Source organism: Rhizobium sp. FY34, assembly GCF_005222845.1.
In the GTDB taxonomy this organism is placed as follows: domain Bacteria; phylum Pseudomonadota; class Alphaproteobacteria; order Rhizobiales; family Rhizobiaceae; genus Neorhizobium.
Map to the genome: position 1 here is coordinate 81,350 of NZ_STFZ01000013.1, position 13,804 is coordinate 95,153.

Sequence of the window (13,804 nt, forward strand, 5' to 3'; positions counted from 1 at the left end):
TGAGCGCGGTGCATTTCTGTTGATCTGATTCGCCGTAATTACAGGGTCCCAACGGGCCGGCTTGTCAATGATCCCTGGGATACCCGATCTTGCGACGTATCATTCTGGCATTTCTCATGGTTATGGTTTGGTCCGCGCCCCAGGTGCAGGCTGGCATGTCCGTGGTGCCTCCGGGCAATCGCAATGCCGAACAGCCGAAGGTTCCTGGCGCATCCGTTCGCCGCACGCGTGCTGGCAAGACGACCTTCGATGAGAAATACGAAAAGATCCGCGATCTGCTGGCGTCGGATAGTTCTCTGATCGCCAAGATCAAGCAGACTGCGCGCCAATACGATATCGACCCGATCCATATGCTGGGTGCGATCATCGGTGAGCATACCTATAATGTCGATGCCTATGATCGCCTTCAATCCTATTACGTGAAGGCTGCCGCCTATGCCGGCGACAGTTTCCGTTTCGGCTACAAGAACGAAACGATCAGCGAATTCGTCGTCCGTCCCGAATTCTCGACCTGCGCCCAGTTTTCCGATTCCTACCGCCTCTGGTCCTGCCGCGAGGATGTGTGGGAAAGCGTGTTCCGCGGCAACAAGGTCGATGGCGTCGCCTTTCCTGACAACCGTTTCAGCGCGGTCTTCTTCCAGCCCTTCTTCGCCGGCCAGACCTTTGGCCTTGGCCAGATCAACCCGCTTACGGCGCTTATGCAGTCCGACATGGTGGCGCGTCGTTCCGGCTACCCGAAGCTCGATCCTGCCGATGCCAATGATGTCTACAAGGCGATCATGGATCCGGACAAATCGCTTGCCTATATGGCCGCGACCATCCGCCGGGCTATCGATGACTATTCCGAGATCGCCGATATGGATATCTCCCGCAATCCGGGGATCACGGCGACGCTCTACAATATCGGCAATTCGGCCAAGCGCGCCGCAGCGCTTGCCGCGCGCAATCGAAGCGGCGATTTTTCCTGGCCGGAAGAGAATTATTACGGCTGGCTGGTCAATGACAAACTCAGCGAATTGAAATCCTTGCTCTGAATGCCGATATCGGATGCCAGTGATCCGTTTGAAGGAAAACCGGCCTTGGATATGCGTCCAGAACCATTCGAACCGCCGGCGCCGATTCCCCGCAATCGCATTCTGAGCCGCCTGCAGGTGATCCGGACCGTACTGCGCAATCCGCTGGAGCTCTGGGGCAGACCGTCCTACACACTGCCCTGGATCGAGACGAAGTTCTTTTCCGAGCGCAATCTGATCGTCAATGATCCGCGCCTCATTCGCCATATCCTTGTTGAAAATTCCAGCAATTACCGCATGGCCGAAGTGCGCCAGCTGATCCTGCGGCCCATCCTGCGCGATGGCCTCTTGACGGCGGAAGGGCCTGTCTGGAAGCGGTCGCGCAAGGCCATGGCGCCGGTCTTCACGCCCCGCCATGCCAAGGGCTTTGCCGGCAAGATGCTGGCGAAATCTGAAGAGTATGTGAAAAAATATGCTGATATCGGCGTTGCCGGCCGGGTGGAGGATATGTCTGCCGACATGGCCGAGATCACTTTCGGCATCCTGTCCGAAACTCTGTTTTCCGGCGATGTTGTAACGACCAGCGACAATTTCTCCGATGATGTGGAGGCGCTGCTGCACCGGATGGGGCGTGTCGATCCCATGGACATGCTGCGCGCGCCGCCCTGGGTGCCGCGTCTGAGGCGCATTGGCGGTGCCAAGGTCATGAAGCAGTTTCGCGATGTCGTGCGCCAGACGATGGAGAAGCGCAGGGCCCGGATGAAGGCGGACCGGGCCAATACGCCGGACGACTTCCTGACACTGCTGCTCGAACTGGACGGGCCGGACGGCCTGACCCTGGACGAGATCGAGGATAACATCCTCACCTTTATCGGTGCCGGGCATGAAACGACGGCGCGAGCGCTTGCCTGGACGCTCTACTGCGTGTCGTGCTCCCCAGACTTTCGCGATGTCATGGAACGCGAGATCGACGAGGTTCTGGCGCTCGGCGTGGAGCCCGTCGAATGGCTCGACCGCATGCCGCATGTGCGTGCGGCCTTTGAAGAGGGAATGCGGCTTTATCCACCCGCGCCTTCGCTCAACCGCGAAGCGATCAAGAGCGATCGATGGACAAGCCCGGCCGGCGAGACGGTGTCGATTTCGGCCGGCATGACAATTCTCATCATGCCGTGGACCCTGCATCGCCACGAGCTTTATTGGGAAAAGCCGCGCGCCTTCATGCCGGAACGCTTTTTGCCGGAAAATCGAGACAAGATCGATCGTTTCCAGTATCTGCCCTTTGGTGCCGGCCCGCGCGTGTGCATTGGCGCAACCTTTGCCATGCAGGAAGCCGTTATTGCACTGGCCGTCCTGATGTCGCGCTACCGCATCGATGCCCTGCCGGGGTCTAAGCCCTGGCCGGTCCAGCGTCTCACGACGCAGCCGCGCGACGGATTGCCGATGCGGGTGACGCCAAGACGGCGGCAAAGCTGAAATTATCCCTTGGCCGGAGCCGGTCCAGCAGCCTAGACTTGCGTCAGCTTCCTTGGGAACTTGAGCGTGACATCATCCCTTCTTCTCGGCATCGATACCGGCGGCACCTATACTGATGCCGTGGTTTTCGACGAGATGAGAGGTGTGATCGGCAAGGCAAAATCGCTGACCACCCGGCATGACCTGTCGATCGGCATTGGCCTCAGTGTCGAAGGCGCTCTGGAAGCAGCGGGTGTTTTGCCCGGATCGATTGGTCTTGTATCGCTCTCCACCACGCTTGCCACCAATGCGCTGGTGGAAGGGCAGGGCGGGCGCGCTGGCCTGGTGATGATCGGTTTTGAGCCTGCCGACCTTTTGCGCGCCGGCCTGAAGGATGCGCTGGGCTCTGATCCCGTCATCATGCTTGCCGGTGGTCATGATGTGCATGGGCAGGAACGGATGCTCGATATGCAGGCGTTGAAAGACCAGCTGCCTGATCTTGCCACTCAAGTGTCGGCCTTTGCCATTGCCGGCTATTTTGCCACCCGCAATCCGGCACATGAAATGCGCGTGCGCGACTTCATTCGTGAACAGACCGGCCTGCCAGTCACCTGCAGCCACGAACTCTCCTCGCGGCTCGGGGGGCCAAGGCGCGCGCTGACCACGCTTTTGAACGCACGGCTTGTGGCTGTTCTGTCGCGGCTGATCACGGCCTGCGAAAGCTTTCTGCAGTGTCGCGGCATTCTCGCGCCTCTGATGGTGGTGCGCGGCGATGGCGCGCTGATTGTGGCCTCGCAGGCGCGCCTGCGCCCTATCGAGACGATCCTGTCTGGCCCTGCGGCAAGCCTTGTCGGCGCCCGTTACCTGACGGGTCTCGATCAGGCCGTCGTATCGGATATTGGCGGGACGACCAGTGATGTGGCGATCCTGGAGGATGGGCGTCCGCGCCTGGCGCCGGATGGCGCGGTTGTCGGCGGCTATCGCACCATGGTGGAGGCCGTGGCGCTGCACACCTTTGGGCTTGGCGGTGATTCGCAAGTGCATATCGATGATCGCGGCCTGAATGCGCGCATCACGCTCGGTCCCCGCAGGCTCCTGCCCTTAAGCCTTGTCGGGTCTCTCTATCCCGATGCGGTGCTGCCGGTGCTGGAGCGTCAGCTCGCTGCCGGCCATCCGGGCCGTTATGACGGGCGTTTTGCAATGGCCACCGGAATAGCGGCGTCCCACGGTCTGACGGCTGCCGAACAGAAGCTGCTGGAGCGGATTGGCACGCAACCGGTGCCGATCAATGATCTTTTGTTGCAGAACAGTCATGGCGCGCAGCTGAACCGGCTGGTGTCGCTCGGTCTGGCGCAGGTGGCGGGACTGACGCCGTCCGATGCCATGCATGCGCTTGGCCGCCAGTCGCAATGGCATGCCGGCGCGGCATTGCTCGGCCTGAAGCTTGCCTGCCGCTTGCGGGACGGCGCTGGCAATCCGATTGCACCAAGCCCCGAATCACTCGCTGAGATGATCTCCGCGCGGCTGACCCGACAGTCTGCCGAAGCGATTATTTCCGCCTGCCTGCCCAACACACAGGATGAGGCTATTGATCCGGCCACCTCGCCGGCAATTGACCGTGCGTTGAGCCGGGCGCCGGGCGTGGTCCGGCTGTCGCTATCGCTTGATCGACCCCTGGTTGGCCTTGGCGCTTCGGCATCCGTCCATTACCCGGCGATTGCCGATATGCTGTCTGCCGCCTCTGTCATTCCGGCCGATGCCGATGTGGCCAATGCCATTGGCGCGGTCGTCGGAAATGTGCGCTCGAGTGTCATGGTGACGGTTGCTTCCATGGCGCAGGGTGGGTTCCTCGTTTCCGGTCTGGGCGCGCCTCTGGTGTTTGATGACGAACAGCATGCGCTGGACGAGGCCCGTCGTCTTGGCTGCGAGGCAGTCGAACAGCTCGCCGTGACAAACGGGGCAGGGGAGGTTGCCATCAGCCTTCGGGAAGAGATCGATGAGCCGGAAGTCGAGGGCACGCGAAGGCTTGTCGAGGCGCGAATCACCGCCACTGCCAGCGGTCGCCCGCGGATTGTCCATGCCTGATGGCCGTGCGATCAGACCATTGCTGCATTGACTAAGCGGCTGCAGCGCGCAAGAACCGCTGACAACATGGATATCTGATGGAGGAACCGCATGAGCCGAATCGAACGGAATGGTCTGGCGATAGACGAGGCGCTGCACAACTTCCTGATCGAGGAAGCGCTCGCCGGCAGCGGCGTGGATGCCGATCATTTCTTTGCCGCGCTCTCGATGATCATTGATGATCTCGGCGTCAAGAACCGCGCATTGCTCGGCAAGCGTGACCAGTTCCAGGCGCAGCTCGATGAATGGTACCGCAAGAATGGTGCCCCGAGCGACATGGCAGCCTATGAGGCCTTTCTGCGCGAGATCGGGTATCTTTTGCCGGAAGGGCCCGATTTCAAGGTCACGACGGACAATGTCGATGCCGAGATCGCAGGCATTGCCGGTCCGCAGCTCGTCGTGCCGGTGATGAACGCCCGCTATGCGCTGAATGCCGCCAATGCGCGCTGGGGTTCGCTCTATGATGCGCTTTACGGCACTGATGCGATTGATGAGGGAGATGGGGCAGACCGAGGCAAGGGCTATAATCCCGTGCGCGGTGCCAAGGTGATTGCCTGGGTGCGCAATTTCTTGGATGAATCCGTGCCGCTTGCCGATGCAAGCTGGAGCGAGGTGACCGGGCTTGCCATTTCCGGCTCTTCACTGCTGGTCGCGGTTGGTGAAAAGACGGTTCAGCTTGTCGAGGCAGCGCAGTTTGCCGGATATCGCGGCGAGGCGGCGGCACCAGCCCAGATCCTGCTGCGCAAGAACCAGCTGCATATCGATATTCGGATCGATGCCTCCACCGCCATCGGCAAGGATGATCCGGCCCATATCTCGGATGTCTGGCTCGAATCGGCAATCACCACCATCATGGACTGCGAGGATTCGGTCGCAGCCGTCGATGCCGAGGACAAGGTGACCGTCTATCGCAACTGGTTGGGCCTGATGCGCGGCGATCTGCAGGAAGAGGTCACCAAGGGCGGACAGTCCTTCGTGCGCCAGCTCAATCCGGATATCGCCTTCACGGCACCGGATGGTAGCAGTTTTGATGTGCATGCCCGCTCGCTGATGCTGGTGCGCAATGTCGGTCACCTGATGACCAATCCGGCCATTCTGGATCGTGACGGTCGCGAAGTGCCGGAAGGCATCATGGACGCCATGGTGACGGCGCTGATTGCGCTTTACGACATCGGCCCGAACGGTCGCCGGCAAAATTCGCGTGCCGGCTCCATGTATGTGGTGAAGCCGAAAATGCACGGGCCGGAGGAAGTCGCCTTTGCCTGCGAAATCTTCACCCGTGTGGAAGAGGCGCTCGGCATGGCGCCCAACACTATCAAGATGGGCATCATGGATGAGGAGCGCCGCACGACGGTCAACCTCAAGGAATGCATCCGCGCGGCGCGTGAGCGCGTCGTCTTCATCAATACCGGCTTCCTGGATCGCACTGGTGACGAGATCCACACCTCGATGGAAGCAGGCCCGATGATTCGCAAGGGCGACATGAAGCAGGCTGCCTGGATCTCGGCTTACGAGAACTGGAACGTCGATATCGGGCTTGCTTGCGGCCTTTCCGGCCATGCGCAGATCGGCAAGGGCATGTGGGCCATGCCGGACCTGATGGCAGCCATGCTGGAACAGAAGATCGCTCATCCGAAAGCCGGCGCCAATACCGCCTGGGTGCCCTCGCCAACGGCAGCCACCCTGCATGCCACGCATTACCATAGGGTGAACGTGGCCGAGGTTCAGGCGGCGCTGTCATCGCGGCCGCGTGCCAAACTCTCCGACATTCTCTCGGTGCCGGTCACATCGCGGCCCAACTGGACGCCGGAAGAAGTGCAGCGGGAGCTGGACAACAATGCCCAGGGCATTCTCGGCTATGTGGTGCGCTGGATCGATCAGGGCGTCGGCTGCTCCAAGGTTCCCGACATCAACAATGTCGGCCTGATGGAAGACCGCGCAACCTTGCGCATTTCCGCCCAGCATATGGCAAACTGGCTGCGTCATGGCCTCGTAACAGAGGCGCAGGTGACCGAGACCATGAAGCGCATGGCCGCCATTGTCGATGGCCAGAATGCCAGCGATCCGCTCTACCAGCCGATGGCCGGCCACTTTGACGAATCCGTCGCCTTCCAGGCGGCACTCGAACTGGTTCTGAAGGGCCGCGAACAGCCGAACGGCTATACCGAACCTGTCCTGCATCGCCGCCGCCTGGAAGCCAAGGCAAAGGCCGTGGCCTGATAAGCCAACAGGATTTCACGTGAAACGCAAACGGCGGAGCCTTTTAAGCTCCGCCGTTTTCAAAACCCCTGTCGAGATCGATTACTGGATCACGACGACCTTCGTGCTGCGACCGGGGCGCACGCGGCTGTAGAGATCGATCACGTCCTGGTTCATCAGGCGGATGCAGCCCGAAGAGGCGGCCGTGCCGATCGAGGCCCATTCCGGCGTTCCGTGCAGGCGAAACAGCGTATCCTGGCCCTTTTCGTTGAACAGATACATGGCGCGGGCGCCGAGCGGATTGCTGAGCCCTGGCCCCATGCCCTCTTCGACATAGCGGGCAACATCAGGGCGTCGCTCTGCCATTTCCTTCGGCGGATGCCAAGTCGGCCATTCCTGCTTCCAGGCCACATAGGCTTCGCCCGACCAGGCAAATCCCTGCTTGCCCACGCCGATACCATACCGAACGGCCTTGCCGTTGGGCAGGATGTAATAGAGGAAGCGCTCGCGCGTATTGACGATGATCGTGCCCGGAAGCTCCTTGGTCTCGAAATCGATGATCTGGCGGTGGAACTTCTTGTCCAGCCGGCTGACCGGAATGGCGGGCAGGGCATAGCCGGCGTCTGTTACCGGGCCATAGGCTTCGCTGAAGATGGCATTGGTTTCGGTGCGGACTGTTGCGACCTTGGTCTCGGACGTCGTGGAGCAACCGGCCAGGGCAAGCGTCGCCAACAGGCCGGATGCGATCATGCTAGTGCGGATTCGCATGGATTTCTCTTGGGATAGGAGTGGGAGCAAGACGGTTCATACCATCTTTGATGAAAGGTTTATTTTAGATTACAACAGGCTTGGCAAGGCATTGACCGGCCCGAACCTTTCGCGCCTGCACAAATGAAAAAATCATTGCCTTTTTGCAACAATACCAGCCTCTACCGAAGGCCTATCCATGACTCTGCTGAGCGTTAATACTAACAACCCATTAATAGACGGGCGCCAGTCAGCGCGTGCGATGATGGTGCGCAAGGGTGTGCAGGTCCTGCTGCGCGACATGCGCCATGCCATTCTGCCGGAACTGACCCTCACCAATGGACGTCGGGCGGATCTTGTCAGCATCACGCCGAAGGGAGAAATCTGGATTATCGAGATCAAGACCTCGATCGAGGATTTCCGCGTCGATCGCAAATGGCCGCATTATCGCGATTTCTGCGACCGGTTGCTGTTTGCAACCCATAAGGAGGTTCCCCTCGACATTTTCCCGCAGGAATGCGGTCTCATCCTGTCGGACGGCTATGGCGCGCATATGCTGCGCGATGCACCGGAACATCGGTTAAGCGCCCCGACGCGCAAAGCCATGACGCTCAATTTCGCCCGCGTAGCAGGCGAAAGGCTGCTTGCCGCCGAATGGGCGACCGGCAGCACTTTCGAGGAGCGTTAGAGACAACCCTTTATTTCGGCGCGCGCTTGGCAAGAATGCGCTGCAGCGTGCGGCGATGCATGTTCAGACGTCGTGCGGTTTCAGAGACATTGCGCTCGCACATTTCATAGACCCGCTGAATATGCTCCCAGCGGACACGGTCTGCCGACATCGGATTTTCCGGCACATCGGCCTTTTCGCCCGGTCGCTGCGTCAATGCCGCATAGACATCATCGGCATCGGCAGGCTTGGACAGATAATCCACGGCGCCCAGCTTCACGGCGGTCACTGCCGTTGCGATATTGCCGTAGCCGGTCAGCACGATGACGCGCGTATCTTCGCGCGACCGACGGATCGCCTCGATCACGTCAAGCCCGTTGCCATCCCCCAGCCGAAGGTCCACCACCGCATATTTGGGCGGTCTTGCCTTGGACTGGGCAATGCCTTCGGCCACGGATTCGGCCACTTCCACGGCAAAGCCGCGGCTTTCCATGGCGCGCGCCAGCCGGCGCAGAAAGGGTCCGTCGTCATCGACGATCAGCAGCGAGGTATCGGGACCGAGCTCAAGGCTCTCCATCGGCGCGCTGTGTTCAATAGTCTCAGCCATGATTGTTTCTCTCCACAGTGCCTTCATATCTGTGACTACGCAGGAGAAGGCTTGTCGGGTCAGCCATAGAACCCCTCATTCCCGGATGTCCATGACCGAACGCGGCCAGGTGATCAAAATCCGGGCACCAGACTGCTCGCCGCCACGATTGGCAAAGGTCAGAGAGGCGCCCGAACGCTCAAGCAGCGTCTTTGCGATGAACAGGCCAAGGCCGAGTCCTCCCGCACTGGTCGATTCGCGGCTTCTCGTCGACATATAGGGCTCGCCGATATGTGAAAGCACGTCCGGTGCAAAACCATCACCATCGTCTTCGATCGTGATCGAAACCCGCTCTGCATCATGCGCCACTGTCAGCGTGACCTGCCGGCGGGCAAAATCTACGGCGTTCTCCACAAGATTGCCGAGGCCATAAAGAATGCCGGCATTGCGGTTGCCGACCGGCTCCTGCGCCTTTTCGCCTTTTTCCACCAGTATCAGATCAATGCCGAACTGGCGATGCGGCGCCATCACTTCCTCGATCAGTGAGGAGAGAGGAAGCCGGCGCATATGCGCCTCATTATCAGCCGAGAGCGATGTGAGACGCCGCAAGATATCCCGGCATCGCTCGCTCTGGCTGCGCAGCAGCGCCACATCTTCGCCGAATCGTTCGTCTCCCGCGAGTTCCCGTTCCATTTCCTTGGCCACGACGCTGATCGTGGCCAGCGGCGTGCCAAGCTCATGGGCGGCGGCGGCGGCCAGGCCATCCAGCTGCGACAGGTGCTTTTCCCGCTCCAGCACCAGTTCGGTTGCCGCCAGCGCATCAGCCAGCAGCGTGGCCTCCATGGATACGCGATAGGCATAGAAGGCGGCAAAGGCCATCATCGAGACAATCGCGCACCATATGCCAAGCTGCATCACCGGATAGATGATGAGGGTCTCGTCCGGATGCCAGGGCACCGGATAGGGCGAAATTGTCAGTGCCGTCGTGCAGGCAATGGCAAAGCCAAGAAGCCCCAGCGAATGGCGAAGCGGCAGCGAGGCAAAGGAAATGATGACCGGCACGCAGAGAAGCGGCGCAAACGGATTGGCAAGCCCGCCCGTGATGAACAAGAGCCCGCTCATCTGCAGAAGATCAAAGCCGAGAAGGACAAGGGCCGCCGCCGGCTGCAACCGATGGGTTGGCGGAAAGCGCAGGGAAAGCGCCAGATTGACCAGCGCCAAGGCCGCAATCAGCAGGCCTGTCTCTGACAAAGGCAGCGAAAACTGCAGGACCAGTGCCACGATCAGCACCGTGAGTGTCTGGCCGGCAACCGCCAGCCAGCGCAGCCGCACCAGCGTTTGCAGGCGAAGGCTGCGGCTGGAGCGACCAAACTGCGCGTGCCGGATGGATGGCGCTTCCATCAGTCTCTCCTTGTTCACGTGCCCCGCGGCTTTGCCCGGTGGGTGGGTGCGGCATGGGCCGGATCTTCCGGCCAGGGATGTTTCGGATAGCGGCCGCGCATATCGGCGCGCACATCCTTCCAGGATCCCGCCCAGAAGCCGGGCAGGTCGCGTGTTGTCTGGATCGGCCGGTGGGCGGGCGAAGTCAACTCCAGGAGAAGCGGCAATCGGCCGCCGGCAACCGCCGGATGGCTTTTCAAGCCGAACAATTCTTGTACGCGAATGGCCAGCACCGGTTCACTTCCATCATAGCGGATCGGATGCCGCTGCCCGGTTGGTGCTTCGAAATGGGTGGGCGCCAGCCTGTTCAGGTCCTGGCGCTGCTCATGGGAAAGAAGCGCGCGCAAACCTTCGGCGAGGCTGCCGGCATCGACCGCGTCAAGGCTGGTGCGGCCGGCCTGGAACGGAACGAACCACAGGTCGAGATGCTCCAGCAGCGCTTCGTCCGAAACATCCGGCCAGGGGGCTCCGATCGAGCGATGCAGGAAACCTATCCGCTCGCGCAATTGTTCACCGTCCTTTGAAAAGGAAAGGGCTGAGAGGCCCAGCTGGCGCAGGCCGTCGGCCAGTCCTTCGGCGGCAGCCGCACCCTTTGGCTTTGGTAAGGGCGTTTCTTCCAGCACCAGTGCGCCGAGCCGTACGACCCGGCGCGCCCGCACCTGGCGGCTCTGCCGGTCGAAATAGCTTTCCTCGCCGCGCAGGATAGCCTCATCAAGCTCCGCTTCGACAGCCGGCCGGCTTGTTTCGGCAGCAGCCGTGATGCGCGCCTGCGCCGCGCGGCCGGTCAGATCGGCAATCACCAGCATACGGGCGCCTGCGAGCCTTTCGGTCTCCGGCAGTTCGGCGCCGCGTCCATTGGCCATTACGAAGCGACCGCGGGCCCCGCGTTGCAGCGCCACCCGATCGGGATAGGCATGCAGGAGAAGATCGGCTGCCTGCGCCGGTTCTGTCGCAGGCGATGATGCCGGCAGCGACCGCATGAGTCGTGTGGCAAGCCTCCGTGCCGCTTCCGCCCTCTCGCCACGCTCGTTGCGAAAGCCGCGCAACCTCTCGTCAAGATCGACGGCACTGCCGCCAAGCCCCTGTTCGGTCATCATCACGGCCAGCTGGCAGGCGGCCTGTGCCTGTCCGGCCTGCGCACCCGCAATGGCCATTGCGGCCAGCCGGGGCGGAAGCGCCAGTCCGCGCATCAGCCGTCCCTTCTGTGTCAGCATGTCCTCTCCATCCAGCGCACCCATCATTCGCAGCAATTGCCGGGCCTCGGTCAATGCCGGTGCCGGCGGCTGGTCGAGAAAGGCCAGTTCGCTCGGATCGCGTACGCCCCAATGGGCAAGATCCAGTGCCAGGCTGGAAAGGTCGCTTGCCAGGATCTGCGGCGGGGTGAAGGCGGGAAGTGCCGCCGTCTGGCCGCTATGCCAGAGGCGTATCGCAATGCCCGGCTCGGTTCTGCCGGCGCGTCCCGCCCGCTGGTCGGCGGAAGCACGCGATACGCGCACGGTTTCAAGCCGCGTAATGCCTGTCGATGGCTCAAAGACCGGCAGGCGCTGCAGCCCGCTGTCGATGACGATCCGCACGCCGTCAATGGTAATGGAGGTTTCGGCAATCGAGGTGGCAAGCACGATCTTGCGTGTGCCGCTTGCAGCGGGCCGGATCGCCAGATCCTGTTCCCTTTGCGAAAGATTACCATAAAGCGGAGTTATCACGGTCGTGTCCGGCAGCCGGCCGCTGATGCGCTCCACGGTCCGCAGGATTTCAGATTGGCCGGGCAGGAAGGCAAGAATGGAGCCGGTCTCATCGCTGTGTGCGCGCAAGACGGCGCGGGCCATGGCATCTTCGATCCGCTCGCCCGCATCGCGATCCTGATAGCGGATGTCGATCGGATAGGTGCGTCCGTGGCTTGCAATCACAGGCGAATCGCCCAGAAGGGCTGCCACGCGCTCCACATCGAGCGTCGCCGACATGACGATGAGACGCAGATCCTCGCGCAGTGCTCCTTGTGCATCGAGTGCCAAGGCCAGCCCAAAATCTGCATCCAGTGACCGCTCGTGGAATTCATCAAACAGGACCGCGGACACACCCGACAGTTCCGGATCATCGAGGATCATCCGAGCAAAGACACCTTCCGTCACCACTTCAATGCGCGTCGCTGCCGAAACACGGTTATCAAGACGCATGCGGTAACCGACAATCTCGCCCACATCCTGCGACAGGAGCGAGGCCATGCGCGCTGCTGCAGCCCTTGCCGCCAGCCGCCGTGGTTCCAGGAGAATGATTCGGCCCTTGCACCAGGGCTGGTCGAGCAGGAACAGCGGCACGAGCGTTGTCTTGCCGGCGCCGGGCGGCGCTGACAACACGGCTCGGTTGCCGCTCTCCAGAGCTGTTGCGATCTGCGGCAGAACGGCGGTGACCGGAAGCACGGGAATGGTATCGGAGAAGAAGGGCATCAGGACTGCTGCACCTTGCGCGCAGTTTCATAGGCCAGCATCGCGCCGGCCAGATCCTCGAGCGCTGCGCCGACGGACTTGAATAGGGTGATCTCGTCTTCGCGCCTGCGCCCTGCATGTTCACCGGTCAGAAGGCCGGTGAGGTCGGCCAGGATGTCCTCATGTTTGATAGTGCCAGCGGCAAGCGGCATGGCAATATCGCCGCCTTCCTTCACCGCGCCGGCACGGGTATCGACAAAGATGCTGGATCTGCGCACGGCCTCGTCATCGCTTTCGCGCATGCTTGGCTTGAAGGCGCCGACCAGATCCAGATGCTGGCCAGGCTTCAGCCAGGCACCCTTTATCAGGGGGGCAACTGAGAGCGTGGCGCAGGAAATGATGTCGGCAGTCGAAACCGCCGTTTCAAGGTCACCGACTGCTTGAGCAGCAAAGCCTGCAGCTGATGCTTCAGCCGCAATGGCCTCCGTCTTTGCAATATCCCGTCCCCAGATCCGAAACCGGGTGAGCGGCCGCGTCACCGCATGCGCCTCGATCAGGTTGAGCGAGAGACGCCCGGTCCCGACCATCAGCATCTCCTTAGCATCCGGGCGCGACAAAAGCCGCGAGGCGAGCGCCGACGTGGCGGCCGTGCGCCGTGCCGTCAACTCGCCACCTTCGATCAGCGCCAGCATCTTGCCCGTGCGCGCCGAAGAGAGAAGATACTGACCATATATAGTGGGAAGCGCGCGCAGGTGATTGTCGGGAATAAGGTTGAGGATCTTCACGCCGGCATAGGCGCCCGGAACCCAGGCCGGCATCAGTAGCATGGTACCCGCAGCTTCCCCCGGGACCTCCATCTCATGATGATGGCGAACCGGCATGACGCAGCCGCTTTTGAACATGGTTTCGATCGCCCCGATCAGGGCATTGAAGGGAAGGGCGGCGCGGGTTTCGTCCGCATTCAGCATCAACATGGTCCAAACTCCTCGAAATCTGCTGCAAACCATAGCCTTCGCCGCACTCTTGAGGGAGAGGCGCAAAGAAAAATGACAGATTTATAAATTGGCAGTTGACGTATGAAATTGCTGGATCTATAACCCCGATCACTGACGAGGGCGGCGGCGCTGCTAGCGACGAAGTCCTTCGTTCTGGA

The 13,804-nt window shown here is 61.3% G+C and carries 10 protein-coding genes; 5 read left to right on the top strand and 5 right to left on the bottom strand.

The window, feature by feature from the left end; genetic code table 11:
• Nucleotides 1-89: 89 nt before the first annotated feature.
• The 4 genes from E8M77_RS10860 (at nt 90) to E8M77_RS10875 (ending at nt 6,809) form a co-directional block, all read left to right on the top strand.
• Complete coding sequence (locus tag E8M77_RS10860; RefSeq protein ID WP_170975824.1) at nt 90-1,034, top strand: DUF1402 family protein; 945 nt, start codon at nt 90-92, stop codon at nt 1,032-1,034.
• A gap of 45 nt (nt 1,035-1,079) precedes the next feature.
• Nucleotides 1,080-2,486 (top strand): cytochrome P450, encoded by a 1,407-nt coding sequence (locus E8M77_RS10865; protein WP_137130662.1) that lies wholly within the window; start codon nt 1,080-1,082, stop codon nt 2,484-2,486.
• A 66-nt stretch (nt 2,487-2,552) separates the two neighbouring features.
• A complete protein-coding gene (locus E8M77_RS10870; RefSeq protein ID WP_137130663.1) occupies nt 2,553-4,550 on the top strand; it encodes a hydantoinase/oxoprolinase family protein in 1,998 nt (665 codons plus the stop codon).
• A gap of 90 nt (nt 4,551-4,640) precedes the next feature.
• Complete coding sequence (locus tag E8M77_RS10875) at nt 4,641-6,809, top strand: malate synthase G (protein WP_137130664.1); 2,169 nt, start codon at nt 4,641-4,643, stop codon at nt 6,807-6,809.
• Between the two features lie 81 nt (nt 6,810-6,890).
• Here E8M77_RS10875 and E8M77_RS10880 read toward each other — a convergent pair whose 3' ends face one another.
• Nucleotides 6,891-7,556: a L,D-transpeptidase gene (locus tag E8M77_RS10880; RefSeq protein WP_137130665.1), complete on the bottom strand. Its 666-nt coding sequence runs from the start codon at nt 7,554-7,556 to the stop codon at nt 6,891-6,893.
• Nucleotides 7,557-7,734: 178 nt separating this feature from the next.
• On the opposite strand from E8M77_RS10880, the gene E8M77_RS10885 reads away from it, so the two are divergent.
• The gene (locus tag E8M77_RS10885) at nt 7,735-8,223 is read left to right on the top strand and encodes an MmcB family DNA repair protein (protein ID WP_137130666.1); all 489 of its coding nucleotides are present in this window, start codon (nt 7,735-7,737) and stop codon (nt 8,221-8,223) included.
• A 10-nt stretch (nt 8,224-8,233) separates the two neighbouring features.
• Here the strand turns inward: E8M77_RS10885 and E8M77_RS10890 are convergent, their stop codons facing one another.
• The 4 genes from E8M77_RS10890 to E8M77_RS10905 all read right to left on the bottom strand — a co-directional run bounded on the left by E8M77_RS10890 (nt 8,234) and on the right by E8M77_RS10905 (nt 13,625).
• Nucleotides 8,234-8,809 carry an ActR/PrrA/RegA family redox response regulator transcription factor gene (locus E8M77_RS10890; RefSeq protein WP_137130667.1) on the bottom strand — a complete coding sequence of 192 codons (576 nt, stop codon included), beginning with the start codon at nt 8,807-8,809 and terminating at the stop codon, nt 8,234-8,236.
• Nucleotides 8,810-8,884: 75 nt separating this feature from the next.
• A complete protein-coding gene (locus E8M77_RS10895) occupies nt 8,885-10,189 on the bottom strand; it encodes an ActS/PrrB/RegB family redox-sensitive histidine kinase (protein WP_137130668.1) in 1,305 nt (434 codons plus the stop codon).
• 14 nt (nt 10,190-10,203) lie between these two features.
• Nucleotides 10,204-12,672, bottom strand: a complete 2,469-nt coding sequence (gene hrpB / locus E8M77_RS10900; RefSeq protein WP_137130669.1) for an ATP-dependent helicase HrpB — start codon at nt 12,670-12,672, stop codon at nt 10,204-10,206.
• Nucleotides 12,672-13,625, bottom strand: a complete 954-nt coding sequence (locus E8M77_RS10905; RefSeq protein ID WP_137130670.1) for an ornithine cyclodeaminase family protein — start codon at nt 13,623-13,625, stop codon at nt 12,672-12,674. The genes hrpB and E8M77_RS10905 overlap by 1 nt, the downstream gene beginning before the upstream one ends.
• Nucleotides 13,626-13,804: the final 179 nt, after the last annotated feature.